Annotated in this window: 15 protein-coding genes; 10 read left to right on the forward strand and 5 right to left on the reverse strand. The window is 73.8% G+C overall.

Annotation, left to right across the window (positions count from 1 at the left end):
- Nucleotides 1-57 precede the first annotated feature (57 nt).
- The 6 genes from fxsT (OG403_RS21105) (at nucleotide 58) to fxsT (OG403_RS21130) (ending at nucleotide 13,052) form a co-directional block, all read left to right on the forward strand.
- Nucleotides 58-3,624, forward strand: coding sequence for an FxSxx-COOH system tetratricopeptide repeat protein (gene fxsT / locus OG403_RS21105; RefSeq protein ID WP_329566670.1), 3,567 nt, complete (start codon nucleotides 58-60; stop codon nucleotides 3,622-3,624).
- Between the two features lie 362 nt (nucleotides 3,625-3,986).
- Nucleotides 3,987-4,163 (forward strand): hypothetical protein, encoded by a 177-nt coding sequence (locus OG403_RS21110; protein WP_329566671.1) that lies wholly within the window; start codon nucleotides 3,987-3,989, stop codon nucleotides 4,161-4,163.
- Nucleotides 4,164-4,260: 97 nt separating this feature from the next.
- Nucleotides 4,261-6,702: a radical SAM/SPASM protein FxsBH, inactivated beta-hydroxylase extension form gene (gene fxsBH / locus OG403_RS21115; protein ID WP_329566673.1), complete on the forward strand. Its 2,442-nt coding sequence runs from the start codon at nucleotides 4,261-4,263 to the stop codon at nucleotides 6,700-6,702.
- A 15-nt stretch (nucleotides 6,703-6,717) separates the two neighbouring features.
- Complete coding sequence (locus OG403_RS21120) at nucleotides 6,718-7,521, forward strand: aminoglycoside N(3)-acetyltransferase (RefSeq protein WP_329566675.1); 804 nt, start codon at nucleotides 6,718-6,720, stop codon at nucleotides 7,519-7,521.
- A 157-nt stretch (nucleotides 7,522-7,678) separates the two neighbouring features.
- Entirely contained in the window at nucleotides 7,679-9,004 is a 1,326-nt protein-coding gene (locus OG403_RS21125) for a TIR-like protein FxsC (RefSeq protein WP_329566677.1), read from the forward strand.
- A complete protein-coding gene (gene fxsT / locus OG403_RS21130) occupies nucleotides 8,994-13,052 on the forward strand; it encodes an FxSxx-COOH system tetratricopeptide repeat protein (RefSeq protein ID WP_442910947.1) in 4,059 nt (1,352 codons plus the stop codon). The genes OG403_RS21125 and fxsT (OG403_RS21130) overlap by 11 nt, the downstream gene beginning before the upstream one ends.
- Nucleotides 13,053-13,078: 26 nt before the next feature.
- Here fxsT (OG403_RS21130) and OG403_RS21135 read toward each other — a convergent pair whose 3' ends face one another.
- The 3 genes from OG403_RS21135 to OG403_RS21145 all read right to left on the reverse strand — a co-directional run bounded on the left by OG403_RS21135 (nucleotide 13,079) and on the right by OG403_RS21145 (nucleotide 15,942).
- Nucleotides 13,079-13,954 carry an alpha/beta fold hydrolase gene (locus OG403_RS21135; RefSeq protein ID WP_329566679.1) on the reverse strand — a complete coding sequence of 292 codons (876 nt, stop codon included), beginning with the start codon at nucleotides 13,952-13,954 and terminating at the stop codon, nucleotides 13,079-13,081.
- Between the two features lie 120 nt (nucleotides 13,955-14,074).
- Complete coding sequence (locus OG403_RS21140) at nucleotides 14,075-15,001, reverse strand: DUF4231 domain-containing protein (protein WP_329566681.1); 927 nt, start codon at nucleotides 14,999-15,001, stop codon at nucleotides 14,075-14,077.
- Nucleotides 15,002-15,177: 176 nt separating this feature from the next.
- Entirely contained in the window at nucleotides 15,178-15,942 is a 765-nt protein-coding gene (locus tag OG403_RS21145) for an SIS domain-containing protein (protein ID WP_329566683.1), read from the reverse strand.
- A gap of 174 nt (nucleotides 15,943-16,116) precedes the next feature.
- On the opposite strand from OG403_RS21145, the gene OG403_RS21150 reads away from it, so the two are divergent.
- On the forward strand, nucleotides 16,117-16,809 hold the full coding sequence (locus OG403_RS21150) for a metal-dependent transcriptional regulator (RefSeq protein ID WP_329566685.1): 693 nt from the start codon (nucleotides 16,117-16,119) through the stop codon (nucleotides 16,807-16,809).
- A 444-nt stretch (nucleotides 16,810-17,253) separates the two neighbouring features.
- On the opposite strand, the gene OG403_RS21155 is transcribed toward OG403_RS21150, so the two are convergent.
- Entirely contained in the window at nucleotides 17,254-17,988 is a 735-nt protein-coding gene (locus OG403_RS21155) for a bifunctional DNA primase/polymerase (RefSeq protein WP_442910948.1), read from the reverse strand.
- 449 nt (nucleotides 17,989-18,437) lie between these two features.
- Here OG403_RS21155 and OG403_RS21160 point away from each other — a divergent pair, with 449 nt between their 5' ends.
- Nucleotides 18,438-19,814 carry a transcriptional regulator gene (locus tag OG403_RS21160; protein ID WP_329566690.1) on the forward strand — a complete coding sequence of 459 codons (1,377 nt, stop codon included), beginning with the start codon at nucleotides 18,438-18,440 and terminating at the stop codon, nucleotides 19,812-19,814.
- 292 nt (nucleotides 19,815-20,106) lie between these two features.
- Nucleotides 20,107-21,348 (forward strand): hypothetical protein, encoded by a 1,242-nt coding sequence (locus OG403_RS21165; RefSeq protein WP_329566691.1) that lies wholly within the window; start codon nucleotides 20,107-20,109, stop codon nucleotides 21,346-21,348.
- A gap of 49 nt (nucleotides 21,349-21,397) precedes the next feature.
- On the opposite strand, the gene OG403_RS21170 is transcribed toward OG403_RS21165, so the two are convergent.
- The gene (locus OG403_RS21170) at nucleotides 21,398-22,237 is read right to left on the reverse strand and encodes a neprosin family prolyl endopeptidase (RefSeq protein ID WP_329566694.1); all 840 of its coding nucleotides are present in this window, start codon (nucleotides 22,235-22,237) and stop codon (nucleotides 21,398-21,400) included.
- Nucleotides 22,238-22,377: 140 nt separating this feature from the next.
- Between OG403_RS21170 and OG403_RS21175 the strand changes: the two genes are divergently transcribed.
- A complete protein-coding gene (locus tag OG403_RS21175; RefSeq protein WP_329572416.1) occupies nucleotides 22,378-23,724 on the forward strand; it encodes a helix-turn-helix domain-containing protein in 1,347 nt (448 codons plus the stop codon).
- The last annotated feature ends 5 nt before the right edge of the window (nucleotides 23,725-23,729 follow it).

Genomic DNA, 23,729 nt, shown 5'->3' on the forward strand with positions numbered 1-23,729 from the left:
ACGGCGGCGTGAGGTCCACACTGGGCGCGGGGGAGCGAGCGCGGGGGAGTGTGGAGCGTGGAGCCGTACGTCTTCCTGAGCTACGCGCGGGTCGACGACGCCGGTCCGGAGCTCGGCACGTTCTTCCACGACCTCTGGGCCGAGCTGGTCGAACAGGATCCGCAGGCCGCCGCGCTGCCCGGGTTCCGCGACATCGAGCGGATCCGGCTGGGCGCCGACTGGGAGCGGATGCTGGCGCAGGCGGTGGCCGGCTGCCGGTCGATGGTGGCGCTCTACTCCCCGGCCTACTTCGCCAGCGTCTTCTGCGGCAAGGAGTGGACGGCCTTCCGCTCCCGGGTCACCGCGTTCCGGGACGAGACCGGCTGGGATCCCCGGGCGCTGGTTCCGGTGCTCTGGGAGCCGGTGCCCGCCGAGCTTCCCCCGCCGGTGGCCGAACTCCAGTACAGCGAACCGGCGCTGGGCGAGCGCTACGCGCGGCTCGGCCTGCGCGCGCTGATTCGCGCGGACCCGCGCGGCGAGGAGTACCGCCGGGTGGTCGAGGTGCTGGCCGGCCGGGTCCGGCTGGCCGCGAGCCGGGCCCGGCTGCCGGGTCTGCCCGGCCTGGACCTGAGGGAGTTCCAGGGCGCCTTTCCGGTGGGCGGTCCGGTCCTGCCACGAGAGTTGTGCGTCAGCTACGCGCCCGCCGACCGGCTGTGGGCGGAGTGGGCGGCCGGAGAGCTCGCCGCGCTCGGCTACCGCACCTCGCTGCACAGCGTGGCGTCGTCGGCCGCCGACGCGGGCGCCGAGCTGGGGCGGGCGCTCGACGGCCGGGGGCGGGTGCTGGCCGTCCTGACGTCCGACTACCTCCGCTACCCACGATCGGGTGAACTCGGGCAGGCGCTGGCCGAGTACGAGCCGGCGCCCGGGGTGCCGTCGCTGGTCCTCGTCGCGGTGCACGAGATCACCGGCCCGCTGCCCGAGCCGCTGGCGAACCGTCCGCTCGGTGACCCGCTGCCCTCCTCGGCCCCGGCCGCGGCGGCCCGGCTCGCCGCCGCGGTCGGCAGGCCGCCGCACGATCCGGCCGCGCCGCCGTCGCCCGCCCACCGCTTGGGCGGCTTCCCCACCGACCGTCCCGCGGTCCTCGACGGGCCGGTCCGCAACCCGGCCTTCACCGGACGCGACGAGGTGCTGGAGACCCTGCGGGACGGCTTCCTGGCGGCCGGCGCACCGGCGGTCCAGGTCCTGCTCGGCATGGGCGGGGTGGGCAAGACCCAGACCGCGGCGGAGTATGCCCACCGCTTCGCGGCCGGCTACGACGTGGTCTGGTGGATCAACGCCGAGCAGCCCGAGTTCATCGCCCCCCGGCTGGCCCAACTGGCCGCCCGGCTCGGATTGGAGAGCCACGAGGACAGCGCCGACGCCGCGAACCGGGTGCTGGAGGCGCTGCGCACCGGCCGCCCGTACGGCCGCTGGCTGCTGATCTTCGACAACGCCGGCGCGCCGCAGGAGGTGCGGCGCTGGCTGCCCGACGGACCGGCCGGCGGCCACCTGCTGATCACCTCGCGCGACCAGGCCTGGGCGCGCCGCGAGCGCCCGGTCGAACTCGGTGTGCTGCGCCGGCCGGAGAGCCTCCAGCTGCTGGCACGGCTGCATCCCGGGCTGGCGGCGGAGGCCGCCGCGGAGCTGGCCGCCGGCCTGGGCGACCTGCCGCTGGCGATCGTCCCGGCGGCGCTGTGGCTGCGGGAGAGCGGCATGCCGGTGGCCGGCTACCTGGAGCTGCTGGACAGCATGGCCACCGAGCTGCTGGAGCGCACCTGGCTGCCGGACGGGGACTACCCGCGATCGGCCGCCGCGAGCTGGCTGCTGTCGCTCGCCGAACTGCGCAGGACCAGCCCGCCGGCCGCCGAACTGCTGGAGATCTGCGCCCACTTCGGCCCCGCCCCGATCCCGGCTCGGCTGCTCTTCAGCCCCCGGCTGGCCCGCCGCCTCCAGCCGGTGGGCCAGCCGGACCCGGCGGACCCGGTGGGCGCCCGGCTGGGCGTCGGCGAGCTGGTGAAGCTGATCCACCGCAGCGGCCTGGGCCGGGCCGACGCGGGCAGTGAGACGCTCTCGGTGCACCGGCTGGTCCAGGGGGTGGTCCGGGACCAGGTCACCGGCGAGCGCCGGGAGCAACTGCGCGCGACGGTGCAGTCGGTGCTCGCGGCGGCCTGCCCGCCGAACCCCGATCTGCTCGACGACTGGCCGGCCTACGACGAGCTGCTGCCGCACCTGTGGCCCTGCGGCGCGGCGCACAGCGCCGACCCCGAGGTGCGGGAGTGGATCGCCAACTCGGTCCGCCACCTGCACCGGCGCGGGCTCGACGCGCAGGCGCGGGAGCTGGCCGAGCGCACCCTGGCGCTCTGGCGGCAGCCGGCGGACGGCAGCGCCGGCCCGGCCGACGACGAGCCGGCGGTGCTGCGGCTGCGCTTCGAACTCGCCAACGTGCTGCGCGCGCTCGGCAGATACCAGGACTGCTCCGCCATCGACCGGGACGTGGCCGAGCGGTCGCACCGCCGACTGGGGCCGGAGCACCCGCTGACCCTGTCCGCCGAGAGCAGCCTCGGTGGTGATCTGCGGGCGCTCGGCAGCTTCCTGGCGGCGAGGGAACTCGACCGGGCCACCTTGCGCACGGCCGAGCAGGTGCTGGGCAGCGAGCACCAGCGGGTCCGGAAGCTGACCAACAACCTTGCCTGGTCCGAGTACCTGGCCGGTGACTGGCGAGCGGGGTCGCGGCTGCACGAGCGTGTTCTCCGCTTCCAGCACCAGGCGCTCGGCCCCGCCGCCCTCGACACGTTCTGGTCGGCCAACAGCTACGCGCACGTGCTGCGGGCCACCGGCCGGCTGCGGGAGGCGCTGGGCCTGCTGGAGGAGACGGACCGGCTCTGCCGGCAGACCCTCAGCGACCGCCACCTGCTGGCCCTGTGGACCCGCCAGGGGATGGCAGCGACCTGCTTCCGGCTCGGCCGGCTCGCGCAGGCCGAGGAGCTGGGCGGCGCGGCCTACCGCGGCAGTGTCGAGGTGCTCGGCGCCGGAAACCCGCACACCCTGGCCGCCGCGAGCATCTTCGCCGCCGTGCTCCACGCGCGGGGCCAGCGCGGGCAGGCCGTGCCGATCGCCGAACAGGCCTACCGGCAGGCCCGGTCCAGGTTCGGCGGGCAGCACCCGCTGACCTCGGTGCTCGCCGCGAACCTCGCCGTGCACCTGCGGGCCGCCGGCCGCGTCGCGCAGGCCGAGGCGCTCGCCGAGCGGGCCATGGCGCGGTTCCGGGCGGAACTCGGCGAGGAGCACCCCGACTTCGGGGCGATGATGGTCAACCACGCCGGTGGCCTGGCGCTGGCCGGCGAGCGCGACGCGGCGGCCCGGCTCGGTGCCCGGGCGGCCGAGCTGCTGACCGGCCTGCTCGGGCCGGAGCACGGCAACTGCCTGGTGGCGCAGTCGAATCTGGCTCTCGATCTGGTCGCGACGGGCCGGCCGGCGCAGGCCGAGGGGCTGCGCGCGCAGTGCCTGCGGCGGGCCCACGCGGTGTTCGGCGCGGACCACCCGATCGGCGTGGCGGTGGCCGAAGGCAAGCGCCTCGCCATCGAGATCGAGCCGTATCTGATCTGACGGAGTGACGAGCCGGATCCGGTGGAGTGACGAGCTTGATCCGACGTATGCCGAGCTGCCGGGCGCGGCAGTGAGCAGACGCCGAACCGACGCGTGGTGATCTTGCCTACGCCGGTTGGCGGAAAACGACCTCACACCACCGGGTGATTCTTGTCACCGGAGCTCCGCTCGCGTATGGGTGGGCCCGGTCCGTCGGTGCAGATCGCGGCGACGAGGCCGTCCGGAGTGCGCCGGATCGTCCTGCGGCGCAGGCTGGAAATCCGGTGATGAGGGTGCTTAGGTGCCCTGGGTACTCCTGGCACTCTGGCTGTACCCCGGTTCGAGGACCTCGAACCGCATCGGTTTCTGAGAGGAACTCAGACATGCCAACCACGCTGGAAGCAGCCCCCGTGGACCAGGTCGAGCAGCAGGCCCCGCGGATCCCCCTGGACGAACTGTCGGCGCTGGGTGCCGACCTGATCATCGCCCCGCTGCACCGGGCGCTGCCGGAAGCCGAGGCCGACCAGGAGGTCGCCGGAGCGTTCAACTCCTCGATCTGACCCGACCCGAGGGGCGTGGTCCGGTCGGCATCGGCGCGACCACCGCGCGCTTCACCATGCTGTGACGACACGTCACATCCCGACAGTGGGCGATCACATGACGCACCAACCGGTGCCATTCGCGCAGTTTGTCCTCAAAGTCCACAGCCGTTGTGATCTCGCATGTGACCACTGCTATGTCTACGAGCACGCCGACACCAGCTGGCGGGGCAGGCCCAGGGCGGTCACGGCACAGGTGCTCGACCGGACGGCCGAGCGGATCGCGGAGCACGCGGCGGAGCACCGGCTGCGCGCCGTCCACGTCGTCCTGCACGGTGGGGAACCCCTGCTCGCCGGCCCGGTCGTACTGCGCCGGGCCGCCGAGAGCCTGCGCGCCGCGCTGCCGCCGGACTGCGCGCTGGACCTGCGGATCCACACCAACGGCGTGCGGCTGGACCGGGCGCTGTGCGAACTCTTCGACGAGCTGGACATCAAGGTCGGCATCTCGCTGGACGGGGACGCGAGCGCCAACGACCGGCACCGCCGGTTCGCCGACGGCCGCAGCAGCTACCGCCAGGTGATCGCGGCGGTCGCCCTGCTGCGTCGGCCCGAGTTCCGGCACCTCTACGCGGGGCTGCTCTGCACCATCGACGTCGAGAACGACCCGATCGCCGTCTACGACGCCCTGCTGGCGCTGGAGCCGCCGCGGATCGACTTCCTGCTGCCGCACGCCACCTGGGACGAGTTGCCGAAACGTCCCGCCGGTGCGGGTGAGCACCCGTATGCCGACTGGCTGCTGGCGATCCACCGGCGCTGGCAGGAGCAGGGGCGCCCGGTCCCGGTGCGGACCTTCGACTCGATCCACCGGACCCTGCGCGGCGGCTCCAGCCTGACCGAGTCGCTGGGGCTGGATCCGGCCGATCTGGTGGTGATCGAGACCGATGGCAGTTTCGAGCAGGCCGACAGCCTCAAAACGGCCTACGACGGTGCACCGGCGACCGGATTCGACATCTTCGCGAACACCTTGGACGAGGTCGCCCGCCATCCGGGGATGATGGCCCGGCAGTCCGGTCTGGCCGGACTGGGCGAGGAGTGCCGGCGCTGCCCGGTGGTCCGTAGCTGCGGCGGCGGGCTGTACGCCCACCGCTGGCGCACCGGTGCCGGATTCGACAATCCGTCCGTCTTCTGTGGAGACCTGATGCGGCTGATCACCACCATTCGGGACCGGGTCACCCCGGCGGCGGTTCCGCTGCCCTCCGGTGGCCCCGGACCACGGCTGACGGACGAGCAGTTCGGCCGGCTGGCCGGCGGACACGGCGACGGCGCCACCGTGGCGGCCCTGGCGGCCGGTCAACTCGACCTGACCCGGCGCCTGCTGGCCGCCGTCGGCCCGGCCGCCGGCCCGGCCTGGCAGCTGCTCACCGCGCTGGACACCGAGGCGCCCGGCGCGGTGGACGCGGTGCTCGCGCACCCGTACGTCCGGGCCTGGGCGGTGCGCTGCCTGCGCGGTGACGGTGCCGGCGGCAGCGGCGAACCGGCGGCCGACCTGGGCGGGTTGGCCGAGATCGCCGCCGCCGCGCTGATCAGGTCGGGGCGCGGTGAGCAACTGGCGGTCCCGGTGCGGGGCGGCGAGTTGCACCTGCCGACGCTCGGCCGGGTGCTGGTCGGCGGCTCGGGGCAGGCACTGGTGCGCGGCGGCCCGGACGGCTTCACCGTGCGGGCGCCGGGCGGTGCCGAGCAGGTGATCGGGTTCGACCAGCCGGCCGGCGAGCGCTGGCTGCCGGTGCGCCGGGTCGCCTTCGCCGGCGGCTGGTCGGTGGCGCTGGAGGACCTCGACCCGCAGCGGGACAGCTACCGCCGCCCGGTGGAGCAGCGGTTGACCCAGGAGGCGTTCGCCGACTGGACCGGCGCGCTGCGCGAGGCGTGGGAGCTGATGCTGCGCGACCTGCCGCAGTACGCCGCCGGGATCGCCGCCGGGCTGGGCTGCATCACCCCGCTGCGCCCCGCCGCGTCCGGCGGGCAGGTCGGCGCGGCGGCCCGGCAGGCCTTCGGCGCGGTCGGCATCGCCCGCCCGGCCACCGCGCCGCTGCTGGCCCTGCTGATCGTCCGGGAGTTCCAACGCGTCAAGCTGGGCGCGGTGCTGGACTTCCACGACCTGTACGACCGGGCCGACCGGCGCCGCTTCCAGGTCCCGTGGCACGACGACCCGAGCTCGCTCGAGGGGCTGCTGCAGGGGACCTACGCGCGGCTGGCGGTGACCGAGTTCTGGGGGACCCGGGCGGCGGCCTACGACGGGGTGGGGGGCGAGGCGGCCGAGCACGCCCGGCGGCAACTGGCCCGCTGCCGGGCGGAGATCGAGCAGGCCATCGACACCTTGGGGGAGTGCGCGGCGCTGACCGATTCCGGACTGCGGTTCGTTGAGGGGATGCGGAGCACCGTGGCACCCTGGTGGCAGGCTCCGGTCGGGCAGCAGGCCGAGCCGGCGGCTCGTCGTGCGGTGGAGGTGAACCCTGCCGATCGGCAGGAGGAGCGGTCCGTGCCGATGGTCGCGGGAGGCTGAAGAAGGGTCCCGCCCATGTACTCCGTCGGTGAACTGGCCGGCCAGTTGCGACAGCTGGGCCTGTCCGAGCGCAGCGGCGTGGTGCTGGTGCACGCCTCGCTGCGCACGCTCGGCGAGGTCGAGCACGGCTCCGCCGGCGTGCTGGCCGCGCTGCGGTCCGCGCTGGGCCCCGGCGGCACGCTGCTGGCCTTCACCGGGACACCGGAGAACTCGGACACCTCCCGCCTGGACGCGGTGGCGACCAGGGGGCTGGACCGGGCGGCGCTGGCGGCCTACCGCCGGGCCATGCCGCCGTTCGACCCGCTGACCACCCCCAGCTCGCCGAGCATGGGCCGGCTCTCGGAGGAGCTGCGGACCGCGCCCGGCGCGCTGCGCAGCGCCCATCCGCAGACCTCCTTCGCCGCGCTCGGCCCGATGAGCGGCGCCCTGATCGCGGACCACCCGCTCGACTGCCATCTGGGCGAGCGCTCGCCGATCGGGCGGCTCTACAAGGCGGGGGGCCAGGTGCTGATGCTCGGCGCCTCGATGGACCGGTGCACCGTCCTGCACCTCGCCCAGTACCGGGTCCCCGGTGCGCCGAGGAAACGGTACGGCTGCCAGGTCACCGGCCCGGACGGCGCGCCGCACTGGGTGCGGTTCGAGGGGCTGGACCTCGACGACGTGCACTTCCCGCGGCTGCTGGCGGCGATCCGCGGGCAGCTGACCGAGGCCCGGTCCGGTCGGGTCGGGGACGCGGACTGCCTGCTGCTGTCGGCCGTCCAGAGCGTCGACGCGGCGACCGAGTGGCTGGTCCAGCACCCGCAGGCGCTCGGACTTTGAACGGTTGGTGCCAAAGAGCTGACACCGGATCGCTCTCTGACGCATGCTCAGTGGCTGGGGCTGGTAAAGGTATTCCGGTGGAGGAGTCGACCTTCCTACACTGACAGGCACCCTGCACAGGGACCAGGCCGGCCTGTGGGCCCAGGGGGAGGCGCGTGTGAACGACGCTGCGAGCGGTCCGCGGGCCGCCGCGAAGCCGCATTTCTTTTTGAGCTACGCGCACATGCCCGCCGTGGGCTCACGCAATCCCAACCTGAGGGTGGCGCGGTTCTACCAGGACCTGTGCGAGGCGGTCCTGCAGTTGACGCCGCTGCCGACCTCCGATCCGGTCGGCTTCATGGACGAGACCATGCACCAGGGAGACAACTGGGCGGTGAAGATCTCCGAGGCGCTCGCCACCTGCCGGGTCTTCGTCCCGCTCTACCACCCGCGGCTGTTCCGCAGCACGCCCTGCGGCCAGGAGTGGTACACCTTCGCCCAGCGCTCGGCGGGGGCGCCGGGCGGCACGGCCCGCAACTCGGCGATCGTCCCGGTGCTCTGGGTGGGGATGCACGAGGACTCGCTGCCCCCGGTGGCCGGGGCGGTGCAGTTCAAGCACTCCAGCTTCCCGCAGGAGTACGTCGAGGACGGCCTGTACGCGCTGATGGCGCAGCGCCACCACCGGGAGAAGTACGAGGAGGTGGTCTTCCGGCTGGGCCGCCGGATCGTGGATGTGGCCCAGGAGACGGTGGTCCCGGTGGTGGACCCGGTCGACTTCACCAGCAATCCGTCCGCCTTCCCCGGCCCCTCGGCGGCCGACCAGTTGACCATCGTGGTGCTCTCCTACCGGGACTCCGAGGTGCCCTCGCACCGCGACCCCGCCTACTACGGCGCGGGCCGCACCGACTGGCACCCGTACGAGCGCGGAACCGCCACCGCGCTGGCCGAACAGGCGGCGCAGCTCGCCCGGCAGTGCGACCTGAACCCCAGCATCCACGAGTTCGACGCCGCCGTGGGCCGGTTGATGGAGCTGGAGCGGCCCAGCGGGCCGGGCGTGGTGCTGGTTGACCGCTGGGTGCTGCAGGACCCGGTGCGGCGGGCGCTGGTGCGGGACTTCGCCCGGCGCAACCCGTCCTGGGTGACCGTGGTGGAGCCGTGGAACCAGGACGACCCGCAGTGCGCGGCGAACAAGGCGGCGATGGCGGCCCTGAGCGAGAACGTGCTGCGCTGGCGCGGCAACGCCGCCAGACCCAGCTTCAACTCCGCCGAGGACGGCGACGCCGAGGGGATCCCCACCGCGAGGGCCTTCGGGGTGGCCTTCCAGCACGCCGCGGTGCGGGCACAACGGGCTTTCAAGGCACGCGGACTGCCGCGGCCATCGGGTACCGGGGAGCCCAGACCCCGGCTGCTGGGCGCCTTCGGGTCGCTCACCACGCCGTATCCGGGCAGAACAGCGGGGACCGACAACGACGAGGACCACGACGGAGGAAACCATGACGTCTGAAAAGACCAGAAACCTCCGGGTGGGCGGCCGGAGTTCACTCGCGCCGCAGGACGCGCGGGCGGCGGCGGCCGAGGAGGACCGCCAGGGGCGGATCATCACCTTCTACTCCTACAAGGGCGGCACCGGGCGCACCATGGCGCTGGCCAACACCGCCTGGATCCTGGCCGCCAACGGGTTCCGGGTGCTCACCGTGGACTGGGACCTGGAGGCGCCCGGACTCGCCAAGTTCTTCCACCCCTTCCTGGACACGGCCGAGTTGGAAGAGGCCTCGGGGGTGATGACGCTGATCAACGACTACCGGGAGGAGGCGCTGCGGGAGACCGAGTTCTCGGCGGACGCCCTGCTGGAGCCCGAGCGGTTCCGGCAGCAGCAACTGGAGATCGGCCACCACTCCGGCTGGCACCTGGAGTTCGCCAAGGTCGCCGGGCACGCGGTGCCGCTCTCCTGGAGCGGGTTCCCGGCCGGCGGCAGCATCGACTTCCTGGCGGCGGGCCGGCAGGACCGGGACTACTCCGGCACCCTCGGCAGCCTGGACTGGGACCTGTTCTACGAGCGCTTCGACGGCGGCCAGTTCTTCGACGCGCTCCGCGCCGACATGCGCAAGCGCTACGACTACGTGCTGATCGACAGCCGCACCGGCCTGTCCGACACCGCCGAGATCTGCACCGTGCAGATGCCCGACGACCTGGTGGTCTGCTTCACCCTGAGCGACCAGAGCATCGACGGCGCCTCGCGGATCGCCCAGCACATCGCGAACCGCTACCGGGACCGCGGCATCCGGATCCTGCCGGTGCCGATGCGGATCGACGACTTCGAGAAGGACAAGGCGGACGCCGGGCGGGCGCTGGCCCGGATCCGCTTCGACGGGCTGCCCTCCGGCCTGAGCGAGGAGGAACTGGTCCGCTACTGGGGGTCGGTGGAGATCCCGTACCGGCCGTTCTACGCGTACGAGGAGATCCTGGCCACCTTCGGGGACAAGCCGGGAACGCCCACCACCATGCTCTCGGCCTGCGAGCGGCTGACCGACATGCTCACCGAGGGGCGGGCCGCCACGCTGCCGCTGATGGACGAGGAGGTGCGGCTGCAGTACATCGAGGCGTTCACCCGGCGGCGCCCCACCGTGCCGGCCGACGTCTACCTCAGCTACGTGCCGGAGGACCGGATGTGGGCGGACTGGATCGAGCACGTGCTCGCCGCCGCCGGCTTCCGGGTGCTGCCCCGGGACGTCGGGGTCGGCTCGGACACCCGGGCCGAGACCGAGCGCTCGGTGGACGCGGCCTACCGGACCGTGGCGGTGCTCTCACCGGCCTACCTGCGCTCCCCGCAGGCCCGGGCGCTGTGGGAGTCGGTGGCCGGCTCCGACCCGTCCGGCACCCGCCGCCAGCTGATCCCGGTCCGGGTCGGCGGCTTCCCGCTGACCGCCCCGTTCAGCAACCGCACCCCGGTCGACCTGGTCAACCTCAAGGAGGCGCAGGCCCGTTCGGCCCTGGTGAAGGCGCTCGGGCGGGAGGAGGTGCCGATCCTGGACCCGAGCAGCTGGCCGAGGTTCCCCGGCACCCAGCCGGGGATCTGGAACGTGCCGCCGCGCAACACCTACTTCACCGGCCGGGCCGGGATGCTGGAGCAGCTGCGCAACCAGCTGGACGGCCGGACCACGGCCGTGCTGCCCGTGCCGCAGACCCTCTACGGGCTCGGCGGCGTCGGCAAGACCCAGGTGGCCCAGGAGTACGCGCACCGGTTCATGGCCGACTACGACCTGGTCTGGTGGATCTCGGCCGAGCAGGAGGACGAGATCCAGGGCCAGTTGGCCGAGCTGGCCCGCAAGATGGGCCTGGCCACCAACGAGCCGGTGGCCCTCGCGGCGGACATCGCGCTGGAGGCGCTGCGCCGCGGCGAGCCGACCCAGCGCTGGCTGCTGATCTTCGACAACGCCGACGAGCCGACCGACATCCGGCGCTACTTCCCCGGCGGCTCCGGCCACATCCTGGTCACCTCCCGCAACCAGGCCTGGGCCACCCACGCCGAGGCGCTCACCATGGACGTCTTCACCCGCGGCGAGAGCATCGACCACCTGACCCGGCGCACCGGCAACGCGCTCAGCCGGGTGGACGCGGACGCGGTGGCCGAGGCGGTGGGCGACCTGCCGCTGGCCGTCGAGGTGGCCGGCGCCTGGCTGAAGGCCACCGGCACCCCGGTCGGCGAGTACATCGCGGCCCTGCAGTCGGAGGCCGCCCGGGTGCTGGAGCTGGGCCGCCCGGTGGACTACCCGATGACGGTCGGCGCCACCTGGCGGGTCTCCATCGCCCGGCTGCGCCAGCAGTCCCCGGCCGCCGCCCGGATGCTCCAGCTGTGCGCCTACTTCGCGCCCGAGCCGATCTCGATGAACCTCTTCTACAGCGACCAGATGATCCGCGCGCTGGTCCCCTTCGACCCCGGGCTGAGCGACAAGTTCCTGCTCGGCCGGGTGATCCAGGCGATCGGGCGGTACGCGCTGGCCAAGGTGGACGCGGGGGCGAACAGCATCCAGGTGCACCGGCTGGTCCAGGAGGTGATCCGCTCGGAGATGACCGCCGAGGAGCAGAACGACACCGTGCACGAGGTGCACCGGATCCTGATCGGCGCCCGCCCGGTGGTCGGCGACACCGACGACCCGGCCAACTGGCCGGCCTTCGAGGAGATCTGGCCGCACCTGTCGCCCTCCCGGGCGCACGACTGCGACGAGCCGGACACCCGGCAGCTGATGATCGACCGGGTCCGCTACCTGTGGAAGCGCGGCGAGTTCGCGCAGGCCCGCCGGACCGGCCACCTGCTGGACGAGGCCTGGACCGCCAAACTCGGCGAGGACGACCGGCAGACCCTGCTGCTGCGCTTCCAGCTCGCCAACGTGATGCGCTCGCAGGGCCAGTACGCCGGCGCGGTGGAACTGGACGAGGACACCCTGGAGCGGCAGAAGCGGGTGCTCGGCGAGCACCACCCGTACACCCTGATGACGGCCGGTTCGCTGGCCGCCGACCTGCGCGCGCTCGGCGACTTCGGCAAGGCCCTGGAGCTGGACCGGCAGACCCTGGAGCGGTTCCGCGAGCAGTTCGGCGAGGACAACCCGCGGACCCTGTCCTGCGCCAACAACCTGGCCATCGACTACCGGCTGGTCGGCGACAGCAGGGCGGCCCAGGAGCTGGACCAGGACACCCTGGACCGGCGGACCGTGGTGCTCGGCGCGAAGCACCCCTACACCCTCTCCAGCAAGTCCAACCTCGCCCGCGACCTGCGGGAGCAGGGCGACTACCTGCGCGCGGTGACGATCCAGCAGGAGGTGGTCGACTCCTTCGCCGAGGTGCTGGACATCGACGTGCCGGAGATCCTGCGCAACGCCAAGTCGCTGGCGGTCTCGCTGCGCAAGGCGGGCCGGCAGGCCGAGGCCCGCCGGCTCACCAAGGAGACCTACGAGCGCTACCTGGAGCGCTACGGCGAGAACGCCCCCGACACGCTGGCCTGCGCGCTCAACCTGGCCGCCGACTACAGCGCGGGCGGGGACAAGGACGCGGCCCGGGACCTGGCCCGCCAGGTGGTCATCGGCCACCAGCAGCTCTTCGGGCCCGAGCACCCGTTCACCCTGGCCTGCGCCAACAACCTGGTGATCTACCTGCGGGGCAGCGGCGGCCTGGCGGAGGCGGTGACGCTGGGGGAGGAGACGGTCGGCACGCTCGCCCGGGTGCTCGGCCCGAACCACCCGTTCACCTACACCGCCATGGTCAACCTGGCCAACGCCTACGGCGACCAGGGCCGGCTGGCCGAGGCCGAGGCGCTGGAGCGGGCCGCCCACCGCGGCCTGGGCGAGCGCTACAGCCAGCGCCACCCGGACACCGTCTCCTGCCAGGCCAACCTGGCCGTCACGCTGCGGGCCCAGGGCAAGGTGAACGAGGCCGCCGAGCTGCGCTCGCGCGCGGTGGCCGAATTCATCCGCCAGCTCGGCGAGGAGCACCCCAACACGGTCGCCGCGCGGGGGTGGAAGCGGATCAACCGCGACCTGGAGCCGCAGCCGGTCTGACCCGGCCCGGCCGGTGTGACGCGACCTCAGGGAGCGTCGGCCGCCGCCCACTTCAGGGCGGCGGTCATCACCCGCAGCGATCCCAGGTGGGCCGCGCCGGGCTCCAGGAAGAGCGTGGCGTGCGGGAGGTGCGCGGCCAGCCAGCGGGAGTGGTCGACCGGGGAGAACATGTCGTCGGCGCCGTGCCAGAGCCAGGTCGCGGCCGTGACGTCCTGCGCGGTGAAGCCCCAGTCGGTGGTGAAGGCGCGGACGTCGTCGATCCAGCCGTCGGCGTTCTGCCGGAACGCCTCCCGGTAGTTGCTGAGCAGCAGCCGGCGGATCCCGGCGTCCGAGACCACCACCCGGTCGGTGCCGGAGAGTTCACTGCGCAGGCCGGCCAGCAGGCTGGTCGGGTCGTCGCGGATCCGGCGGGCCCGCTGCTCCATGCTGGCGGCGATCCGCTGGTGGTCGCGTTCGGCGGCCCGGTAGTCGCGGATGTTGGAGGGCGCCATCCCGCCGTACCAGTCCAGGCCCTCGGCGTTCCAGGGGGCCAGGCTGACCAGCGCGGCCACCCGGTGCACCCGGTCGGGCAGCAGCGCGCCGCAGGCCAGCGCGTGCGGGCCGCCGCCGGAGCGGCCCACCACGGCGAACCGCTCCAGGCCCAGCTCGTCGGCGATCGCCTGCACGTCGGCCGCCGCGCTGGCCACCTGGCGGCCGATCAGGCGGTCCGAACTGCCGTAGCCGGGGCGGTCGAAGGAGATCAGGTGCACGCCCAGGTTGTAGAGCACGGTGCTGCGGGGGATCGGTCCGACCCGGCTGCCGGGTGTGCCGTGCATCAGGAAGACCGGGCGGCCTCCGGGGTCGCCGAAGGTCTGCACGGCCAGCCTGCGGTAGTCGGCGGTCTTCACCAGTCGGGGCTGCACGCCGGGGGCCTCCGGGGTTCGGGGAACGTTCGGGGGAACATTCGGGGGAACATTCGGGGAACAGGGCACTGCGGAGAGTAAGGGTGCGGGGATGCCGAGCGCGCGGCCTGGCGGCGGCGGTCAGCGGCCCGGATCGTGGACCTCGCGGCGGGCCTGCCAGAGGGTGTGCTCGCGGGAGACGGCGTCCTCGGCGTCCCGGGCGAGTCTGGCCCAGAGCTCCTCGGCGTCCTCGGCGCCCAGGTCGAGCCGGGACAGCTCGGCCCGGACCAGCTCCAGCTCGTCGCCGGCCAGCCGGTAGGCGGCGGCCAGCGGGCGGTACTGGCGCAGCTGCGCCCAGGCGGCCACCGAGGCGGTCACCGCCGAGACGATGCCGAGCGCGTCGTAGGAGAACCAGCCGAGCGCCCGCAGCACCGCGAGGGCCAGGCCGAGGGCCGGCAGCGCGATGCCCAGCAGCTCGGTGGTCCGCCCGGCCCGGTCGCAGTAGTCGGCCTTGGCCCGGTACCAGCGGTACTGCTCCTGGACCCGCTCCCGCAGGTAGACCTCCCGGCGCACCCGCAGCGGCTGCCCGCGCAGCTCCCGCATGCCCGCCGTCACCCCCGCGCGCCGCTCGGCGTCGCCGGGCAGCACCGTGCTGTGCCGGAAGGCGCGCAGAATGCCGCGCAGTTGGAGGTCGTAGAGCCCCTCGGCGTCCGGCAGCCTGCTCGGTGGTGGCTGATAGGCGTCGGCCCGCACCGCGAACTTCCAGGCCAGCGTCTTGACCGACTCGGCGGCCGCCCGCCCGTCGTACCACAGGCCCTGCGGGTTCTGCCGGGTGACCACGGTGGCCAGGCCGACGGTGACCAAGTAGGCCCCGGCCGCCGCCCAGGCCCACGACCGGCCGCCGGCGGCGCCGAACGCCGCCGCCGCGGTCAGCAGCAGCAGTTCCCAGCGGGCCAGCTGGACCGAGCGGCGCTGGCCGCGCAGCGAGGCCGAGTCGGCGAACCGGAACAGCTCGGGGAGCAGCTCCGTCTCCCGGACCGGGCCGGTGGGTCCTGCGCCGGTTGCCATCGAGTCCGTCCCCCCGTACGCGTGGTGTCCCGCTGGACGCTGACCTCCTGCCCGCGGCGGGGCCCGGGTACGCCTTCGCCCGGGCCAGTATGAGTGGTGGCGCGGGCCGCGGACAGTCCGGTACGCGCCGTTCTGCCCGCGCCGTCGGGCCCGCGCCGGATCAGCGCCCGGGCCGGTCAGAACGCGTAGAAGATCCGGTCCGCCTGCTCGGCCATCAGCTTGGCGTTCCAGTCGGTGCCGCCGTCCACGTTGCCGGAGCGGAACAGCGGCGGCGTGCCGCCCGCACCGCGCTGGGCCCGGTCGGCGAGCCGGGCGACCGCGCCGACCACCACCGCCTGCATCAGCGCGCTGGTCACGATGGTGGAGACCGGGCCGAAGGAGGTGTCGGCGCCCGGGTGGGTCAGCTCGCCGTCACCCACCGCGATCTTGCTGTCCAGCACCACGTCGCAGTGGTCCTTCAGGAAGGTCCCGGACGGATGCTTGGAGGTGACCTGGCCCGGATAGGCCAGCGAGGTCACCCCGACCACCCGCAGGCCGCGGGTGCGGGCGTGCGCGGCCAGCTCCACCGGCATCACCTGGCGGCCGGAGAGCGAGATGACGAAGAGCAGGTCGCCGTGGGTGGCGGGGGTCAGGTCCAGGGTCGCGGTGGCCAGCCCGGAGACCCGCTCCAGCGCGCTGCCCAGCGGCGCCGGCATCACGCTGACCCCGGCCATCCCCGGCACGTTCAGCAGGTTGAAGGGCACCAGGCCGCCGGCCCGGTAGACCACGTCCTGGGCGGCCAGTGAGGAGTGCCCGGCGCCGAAGGCGAAGATCCGCCGCCCCTCGGCGACCGCCTCGGCGAGCAGGTCGGCGGCCCGGCCGATCGCCTCGCCCTCCTCGGCGCGGACCCGCCGGAGGTGGTCCACCGCGGCCTCGAAGTACTGCCCGACCAGGTCATCCATGAGAGATCATCCCTAACCGCCAGTGGAGAAAGCTACGGCGAGCACGGTGAGGCCTGCGCCGGGCCGCTGTCAACAGGCACGAAACCATCCGGGAAGCCGTTGAGCGCGTCCCTGGTTGTCAGTGCGGTACGTCAGAATTGGCGGTGAGGACACCGAGGAACGGAGCCGGCGGCGATGTCTGGGCTGATCGATACAACTGAGATGTACCTTCGCACCATTCTGGAGCTGGAGGAAGAGGGCATCATTCCGATGCGTGCCCGGATCGCCGAGCGGTTGGAGCAGAGTGGGCCCACGGTCAGCCAGACGGTCGGCCGGATGGAGCGCGACGGCCTGCTGCGGGTGGCCGGCGACCGCCACCTGGAGCTGACCGGGGAGGGGCGGCTGCTCGCGGTGCGGGTGATGCGCAAGCACCGGATCGCCGAGTGCCTGCTGGTCGACGTGATCGGCCTGGAGTGGGAGCAGGTGCACGAGGAGGCCTGCCGCTGGGAGCACGTGATGAGCGAGACGGTCGAGCGCAAGGTGCTCAGCATGCTCGGCCACCCCACCCAGTCGCCCTACGGCAACCCGATCCCCGGGCTGGACGAGCTGGGCGACACCAAGGCCGAGGGCGAGGGCTACGACGCGGCCCTGGTCACCCTGGACGCGCTGCGCCCCGGGGGCGAGGGTGCCAGCGTGGTGGTCCGCCGGATCGGTGAGCCGATCCAGACCGACGAGGAGCTGATGCGCACCCTGCGCCGGGCCGGGGTCCGCCCCGGTGCCACCATCCAGGTCTCCGCCACGGTCGGCGGGGTGCTGGTCGGCAGCGGCGGGGACAGCGCCGAACTCGACCGGGAGATCGCCGCGCACGTCTTCGTCGCGCACGCCTGACCGGACCCGCGCGCCTGACCTGAACCGCGCGCCTGACCTGAACCGCACGTATGACAGTCGCACACATGACACAGGGCCCGGCACGTCCCCGCGTGCCGGGCCCTGTGTGGTCCCCACCCTGATCCCCCCGTTCCCTCCCGGTTTCCCCTCCGTGCCACGCCCGGCTTCCCCGTCCCGGCGTCCCCTCCGGCTCCCCCGGCCCTGTGCCCCCCGTCGCTCCGCCCCTGGTTTCGGTGCCCCGGCTCGCTGTCCCTTTCGTAGTGGTTTGCGCCGCTCGGCGCCTGCCTCATTCATCCCCTGGACAGCCCAGGCCAATCCCGTCGCCCTGTCACTCGTCCGAGCGGCTTGCCCCCCTGGTCACGGGGTAGGCGGCAGGCCGGAGAGCGGGCCCGGAAGCCGGACCCGCTCGGGCGGCTGACGTCACGTCAGCTCTGCCGGGCGGCCTCACCGCATCGGCGCCACCCGCGGTCGCGCCTTGGGCGGTGGCACCAGCCGGGCGCTCGGCGCGTCGCGACCGCAGGCGTAGGCCAGCGGGTTGATCAGCTCGGCCGCGTCCGGCAGCCAGCGGTTGAGCGCGGACGGCGGCCGGGCCCACTGCGCGAAGCTGTACGGCCCGACCCGCGAGGGCGGGGCGACGATCCAGTCGCCGTCGCTGCGGACCGTCAGATCCAGCCGCCCGGGGGCCCAACCGAGCTTGCGGAGCATCTCCGGCAGCTTGGCCACCGCGCCGGGCAGCACCAGGAAGAGCAGCCGCCGCCCGCGCTGTCCGGGTGCGGCCGGCACCGAGACCACCGGGCCGAGTTGCAGTTCCAGCCGCTCCATCCGGGCCAGCGCCAGGCAGCCGGCCACCTCGGGGACGTCCAGCGCTTCGAAGGAGCGCCCGGCCGGCAGCAGGATCGAGGCGTCCGGCCGCTCCGCCCACCAGCGGCGCACCACGCCGCCGGCGGCGCTGGCCCGCTGCTGCCAGTCCTGGGTGAGGGGATGCGCCCCCGGCAGCGGGCAGTTCGGCACGCCGCACGAGCAGCGGGCCGGCCCGTCGTCCTCGATCAGGCGGGTGCCGGGCACGATCTCCCAGTGCCGCTCCTCCGCGTACCTGACCGCCTCGATCAAGAGCGGGGAGATCGGTTTTCCGTCACTGCCCGGTTCCAGGGCTCCTGGGGTCTCTTCCACGTGCAGCACAACTGCCCCGTGTGGAGCGGGTTACGGGGTGGTCCGCGGTCAGCCGCCGGGGGCGGGCAATGTCACCCGAACCGGTGAGCGGCGATCCGGCCGGGACCGCCGACCAGGTGGCGGCGTATGCGTCCGGTGAGGTGGCGTGTCCTGGCGCGGAAGCTGGCGCTCCGCAGGCGTTGGGGCGGCGTTGCCATGGCGTTCGCCTGCCGTCGGCCGGGTGGGCGCAACGGGGGCGCACAGGAGCATTTTCCAGGGCGCGCACGCTGATCCGGTCGTCCGCATGGGTATCCCGATGGTGTCGTTGATCGCTAACCTGGCCTCAAGTTCCTTCACTGGCCGGGTAGTCGGCGCGCCATCGAGCACCCCGTCGGGGAGCTCGCCCGGCGCCCCGGCACCAGAGCAGCAGAGTCGACGCCCGCCGGCCGCAATCCGGGGGCGCTGGGGAGGCGAAGCCCATGGCCGCGAGACCACTCGTCGCACGACAGCCCAACGAGCGTCTGCAGTCGCTGATCCAGGAGGCGAGCTGCTCCAACGCGGGTCTCGCCCGCCGGGTCAACCTCTGCGGTGCCGAACACGGGCTCGATCTGCGGTACGACAAGACCTCGGTCGCCCGCTGGCTGCGCGGCCAGCAACCGCGCGGCCAGGCACCGGCGGTGATCGCCGAGGCGCTGGGCCGCAAGCTCGGCCGCGGGGTGACCGTGGACGAGATCGGCATGGCCGACGGCAAGAACCTGACCTCGGGGGTCGGCCTGCAGTTCGCCGCCACCCTGAGCGGCGCCCTGGAGCAGGTCTGCGAGCTCTGGCGCAGCGACGTCAGCCGCCGCGACTTCCTCAACGGCGCCTCGGTGGCCGCCTCCGCGCTGGTCGAGCCCAGCCGGGACTGGCTGATCACCCCGCCCGACCCGGTGGTCGCGCGCACCGGCGGGCCGCGGGTGGGCCCGGCCGACGTCGCGGCGATCCGGGCCACCACCGAGATGCTGGTCGACCTGGACCACCGGTTCGGCAGCGGGCATGTCCGCCCGGTGGTGGTGCACTACCTGAACAGCGTGGTCTCCGGGCTGCTCGGTGGCGGCTACCGGGAGGAGACCGGCCGTCAGTTGTTCGCCGCCGTGGCCCGGCTGACCGAACTGGCCGGCTACATGGCGGTGGACACCGGTCAACCCGGGCTGGCCCAGCGCTACTACATCCAGGCGCTGCGGTTGGCCCAGGCCGCCGACGACCGGGGCTACGGTGGCTACGTGCTGGCGGCGTCGATGAGCCACCTGGCGGCCACCCTGGGCAATCCCCGGGAGATCGCCCAACTCGCCCGCGCCGCGCAGGAGGGCGCCCGCTCGGTGGCCACCCCGACCGCGATGGCGATGTTCTACGCCGCCGAGGCGCGCGGGCACGCGCTGCTGGGCGACGCCCGCTCCTGCGAGCTGGTGGCGGCCAAGGCGGTCGCGGCGATGGAGCGGCGCAACCCCGAGGACGACCCGGACTGGATCGCGCACTTCGACGAGGCCTACCTGGCCGACGAGTTGGCCCACTGCTACCGCGACCTGGAGCTGTCCAAGCAGGCCGAGCGGCAGGCCAGGATCGCCCTGGACCTGCACCCGGTCACCCGGGTGCGGCGCCGCGCGGTGGACCTGGTGCTGCTGGCCACCGCGCAGCTGCAGCAGCGCGACATCGAACGGGCCTGTGAGACCGGGGCGCAGGCGATGCGGCTGCTGAACGGGCTGCGCTCCAACCGGGGGGTGGAGTACCTGGACGACTTCCGGCGGCGGTTGGAGCCGTTCCGGGACCACCGGGTGGTGCGCGAGTTCCAGCAGCGGGCCGATGTGGAGGCGGCGTGAGCAAATCGTGGCGATTCCGCACCGAAGGGGAGGCGAAGGCGGCACAACGTCGCGAAGCTAACGCCCGCCCGCGTGGTCACCCGTAGCGGTGAACCGGTAGCGTGGGGCGGAGGTTCCGAGGGAACTCCAGCAGAAGTGTGGTCCGCCGTCAGCCGAGCGCGCGGCAGAACCGAGGAAGGCCCGGGGTGCTCTCACCGGACAGACAGCGCGGGCGGTTCGCCACCAGACGGACCGCCCGGCCGCCGCTGACCGTGCCGGTGCGCCCAGGGCCGTGCACAGGTGAGGATTCGCGTTGAGCCAGCGCCGCTCGTACCCCAACTCCGGTGACTTCAACCTGGATGACCTGTTCCGCCCGGAGCCGGCCGGCCAGCCCGCGGCGCAGCAGCCGCCGGTGCCGCCGCAGCACCAGCCGCAGCAGGCCATACCGCAGCACCAGCAGGGCGAGCCCGAGTACCTGGCGCCCGGTGCGCCCTGGGGTGAGCAGCCGACCGCGTACGTCCCGCAGCAGGCGCCCGAGGCGGCCGGCGAGACGCAGTACCTGCCGCCGTACCCGACCAGCGAGCCGGTGCCCGGTCCGAGCTTCGGCGGGCAGCAGAGCTTCGGCGGCCAGAGCCTGGGGGGTCAGCAGAGCTTCGGCGGCCAGCAGTCCTTCGACGGCCAGAGCTTCGGGGGCCAGCAGGGCCTGGGAGGCCAGCAGAGCTTCGGGGGGCAGCAGACCTTCGGTGGTCAGCCGGGTGCGGGCGGGCAGCAGAGCTTCGGTGGCCAGCAGAACTTCACCAACCCCGCGCAGAGCCCGCAGTATCCGCACACCCCGGCCTACCCGACCCCCAACGAGCAGACCACCCGGCTCGGCCGCGCCAGCATCGCTCCGGCCGAAGCGGGCGGGCGCTTCTCCCGCAAGGCCGTGGTCGGCGGCGTGGTGGCCGTCTGCGCGCTCGGCGGCATCCTGGTCGGCGTGCTGGCCAGCGGCGGCGGCAGCGCCACCGACAAGAAGCCGAAGGCCAAGCACACGGCGGCCCAGGACGCCGGGGGCGCGTCCAACGCGCCGAGCGGCGCGGCGGGCGGCACCGGCGCGCTGAGCCCGGGTGCGCAGGCCCAGGCCCAGGCGCTGTCCACCCTGCTGAGCACCGCCAACGCCAGCCGGCAGGCGGTGATCGGGGCGGTCAGCGCGGTCAAGAAGTGCGACAACCCCTCGTCCGCCCAGACCGCGCTGACCCAGGCCTCGGCTCAGCGCAAGCAGCTGATGACCAGCCTGGCCGCCCTCAAGGTGGACAAGCTGCCCACCGGCAAGCAGCTGGTCGACCAGCTCAACCAGGCCTGGCAGGCCTCGGCCAACGCGGACGACGCCTACGCGGCCTGGGCGGGCGACTTCGCGCAGAGCTGCGACCCGACCAAGGTCGGCCAGGACGCCAACCTGCAGAGCGGCGACCAGGCCAGCGGCACCGCCACCAGCGCCAAGGCGCAGGCCTCCGGCACCTGGAACGCCATCGCCCAGCAGGCGGGCCTGCCCTCGCTCGGCCCGTCGCAGCTCTAGAACCCGCGGCAGGTCCCGCGGCTGACCCGGCCCGGCCGGGTCAGCGGGGTCAGCAGGGTCCGGTGCCCGGGCCGCCGAGGTGGAACGAGGTCGGGGTGACCTCGCCCGCCGAGTAGAGCGCCGGGCTGGTGGCGGTGACCGTGAGCTGGGAGCGGTCGGTGGCGCCGAGCAGGTGGTAGTCGGAGATCCAGCCCGAGCCGCGCGCGGTGGCGAACCGGCCGTCGCCCATCTGCTCGCAGGTGCTGCCACTGGCGTGCGCCACCTCGCCGAAGGCGGTGACCATCTGGGCCCTGGTGTAGGTCCCGTTCCAGAGCGAGCCGGGGAAGTAGCCGACCGCCTGCTCGTTGTAGAAGACCCACCAGTCGCCGCCCACGTTCTGGATGCTGAACCGGGCGGGCGTGCCGGGGCGCAGCGCCATGCCGGCCTTCGCGGTCCGCGAGACCTGGACGAAGCCGCAGCCGTTGTAGCAGCTGGTGGCGCCGTCCACCCAGTGGTAGACGAAGAGGTGCGGCAGTACGTCGCCGTTGAGGCCGAAGTCGACGGTCCAGCCGATCTCCACGGTGGACTTCTGGTCGCTGGACTGCAGCGCCAGTTCCTGCAGCGAGTGCGAGTCGGTGTCCCCGGGCTTGATCGCGGGGGCGGCCTGCAGCATCCGCACCGTCGCGCCGGCGGTGTCGGTCACCTGGCGGCCCGACACGTAGTCGTAGCAGGCGCCGAACCAGCAGACCGGGCCGCTGCCGCTGACCAGCGGGGGGCCGAGCGGCGCCGGGCTGGGGGCGGCGACCGCCGGGCCGGGCACGGCGGCCTGCGCCGCGGGGGCGACGGCCAGCAGGCTGAGGGCGGCGGCGAGGGTGGTGGCGCCGCTGACGAAGGCCTGGCGTATGCGCATGGGGGTTCCGTTCCGATCGGGCGGGTGGGGGAGCAAGCCATTAAGCCTTGATGTAACTGTGTTTATGTCTCCACTTACATCGGCGGTTAAGCTAGTCCCACCCGACCCGACCCGCAATACCCTGTGCGAGGGTGACGAAGATGAACGACGAGTCGACCGACCGCGCCGGCATCGGTCCACGGGTGCTGCGCCTGCGCACCGAGCGCGGCCTGACCCAGCGGGCCCTCGCCGAGCCCGACTACACCGCCGCGTACATCTCCACCCTGGAGGCCGGCAAGGTCCGCCCGTCCGAGACCGCGCTGCGCTACCTCGCCGGCCGGCTCGGGGTCAGCGTCGAGCAGCTCGCCACCGGACGCCCGCCGCACCTGGCCGCCGAACTCGGCCTGCGGCTGGCCGAGGCCCGCCAGCTGCTCTGTGCCGGCGAGCCGGCCGAGGCCGCCGTCCACTACGCCGAGCTGGCCGCCGAGGCCGAGCGCCACGGCCTGACCGAGCAGCACGCGGCGGCGCTGCTCGGCCGTGGTGACTGCGCCCTGGACACCGGTGAACTCGACCGGGCCATCGAGCACTTCCAGGCCGCCGAGGAGCTGCTCCGGGACGCCCCGCTGCCGCAGCGGGTGCCGGCGCTGCGCGGCCGTGCGGTGGCCCACCTGCTCGCGGGTGACCTGCGGTACTCCTGCTACCTGCTGGAGAGCGCGATCGACCAGCTCAACACCGGTGGCCTTGCCGACCCGCACGCCCTGCTGCTGCTCTACTCCGCGGTGATCGCGCCCTACATGGACCTGGGCGCGCACCGCCGGGCCGCGCAGGCCGCCGAACTCGCGCTGGCGCTGGCCCCGCAGGTCGACGACCCGGCGCTGGTGGCCCGGCTGCACCGCGGCGTGGCCCGCACCCTGCTCGCCGAGGGCCGGGCGGCCGAGGCCGAGGCCTCGCTGGCCAAGGCCCAGGAGCTCTACCAGCAGCTGCGGATCCGCACCGAACTGGCGCACTGCCACTGGATGCGCGGCTACCTGCGGGCCCAGGACGGCGAGTTGGCCGAGGCCGAGCGCGAACTGCGCACCGCGCGCGAGCTGCTGGCGCGCGGTCGGGCCACCCTCTACACCCAGCAGATCGATGTCGAGCTGGCCGACGTGCTGCGCCGCGCGGGCCGGTCCGAGGCGGCGGCGGCGCTGCTCGGCGACCTGCTGGACTCGCTGCACCCGGGACGCGGCGCGGTGCACGGCGGCGCCGCGCACCGCCTGCTGGGCCGGATCGCCGAGGACGGGGGCGATCCGGGCGCGGCGGAGGCGCACTACCGCGCGGCGCTGGAGCTGCTGCAGGGCGCGGGCGCGACGGCCGACCTGGCCGACCTGTGCCGCCTGCTGGGCGATCTGCTGCGCCGCACCGGGCGCCCGGAGGCCGCCCTGGACGTCTACCGGCGCGGCCTGGGCCACCAGGCCGCGCCGGGCACCACCACGCTCGGCCCGGCCCCGGCGGCCCCGCCGCTGTGACCGGT

Source organism: Kitasatospora sp. NBC_01266 (assembly GCF_036242395.1).
GTDB lineage: Bacteria > Actinomycetota > Actinomycetes > Streptomycetales > Streptomycetaceae > Kitasatospora.

Coding starts and splice junctions, on each gene's coding strand:
- fxsT (WP_442910947.1), top strand. CDS start 8,994: ATGACGTCTGAAAAGACCAGAAACCTCCGGGTGGGCGGCCGGAGTTCA.
- OG403_RS21145 (WP_329566683.1), bottom strand. CDS start 15,942: ATGGATGACCTGGTCGGGCAGTACTTCGAGGCCGCGGTGGACCACCTC.
- OG403_RS21170 (WP_329566694.1), bottom strand. CDS start 22,237: ATGCGCATACGCCAGGCCTTCGTCAGCGGCGCCACCACCCTCGCCGCC.
- OG403_RS21120 (WP_329566675.1), top strand. CDS start 6,718: ATGTACTCCGTCGGTGAACTGGCCGGCCAGTTGCGACAGCTGGGCCTG.
- OG403_RS21175 (WP_329572416.1), top strand. CDS start 22,378: ATGAACGACGAGTCGACCGACCGCGCCGGCATCGGTCCACGGGTGCTG.
- OG403_RS21150 (WP_329566685.1), top strand. CDS start 16,117: ATGTCTGGGCTGATCGATACAACTGAGATGTACCTTCGCACCATTCTG.
- fxsBH (WP_329566673.1), top strand. CDS start 4,261: ATGACGCACCAACCGGTGCCATTCGCGCAGTTTGTCCTCAAAGTCCAC.
- OG403_RS21160 (WP_329566690.1), top strand. CDS start 18,438: ATGGCCGCGAGACCACTCGTCGCACGACAGCCCAACGAGCGTCTGCAG.
- OG403_RS21140 (WP_329566681.1), bottom strand. CDS start 15,001: ATGGCAACCGGCGCAGGACCCACCGGCCCGGTCCGGGAGACGGAGCTG.
- OG403_RS21110 (WP_329566671.1), top strand. CDS start 3,987: ATGCCAACCACGCTGGAAGCAGCCCCCGTGGACCAGGTCGAGCAGCAG.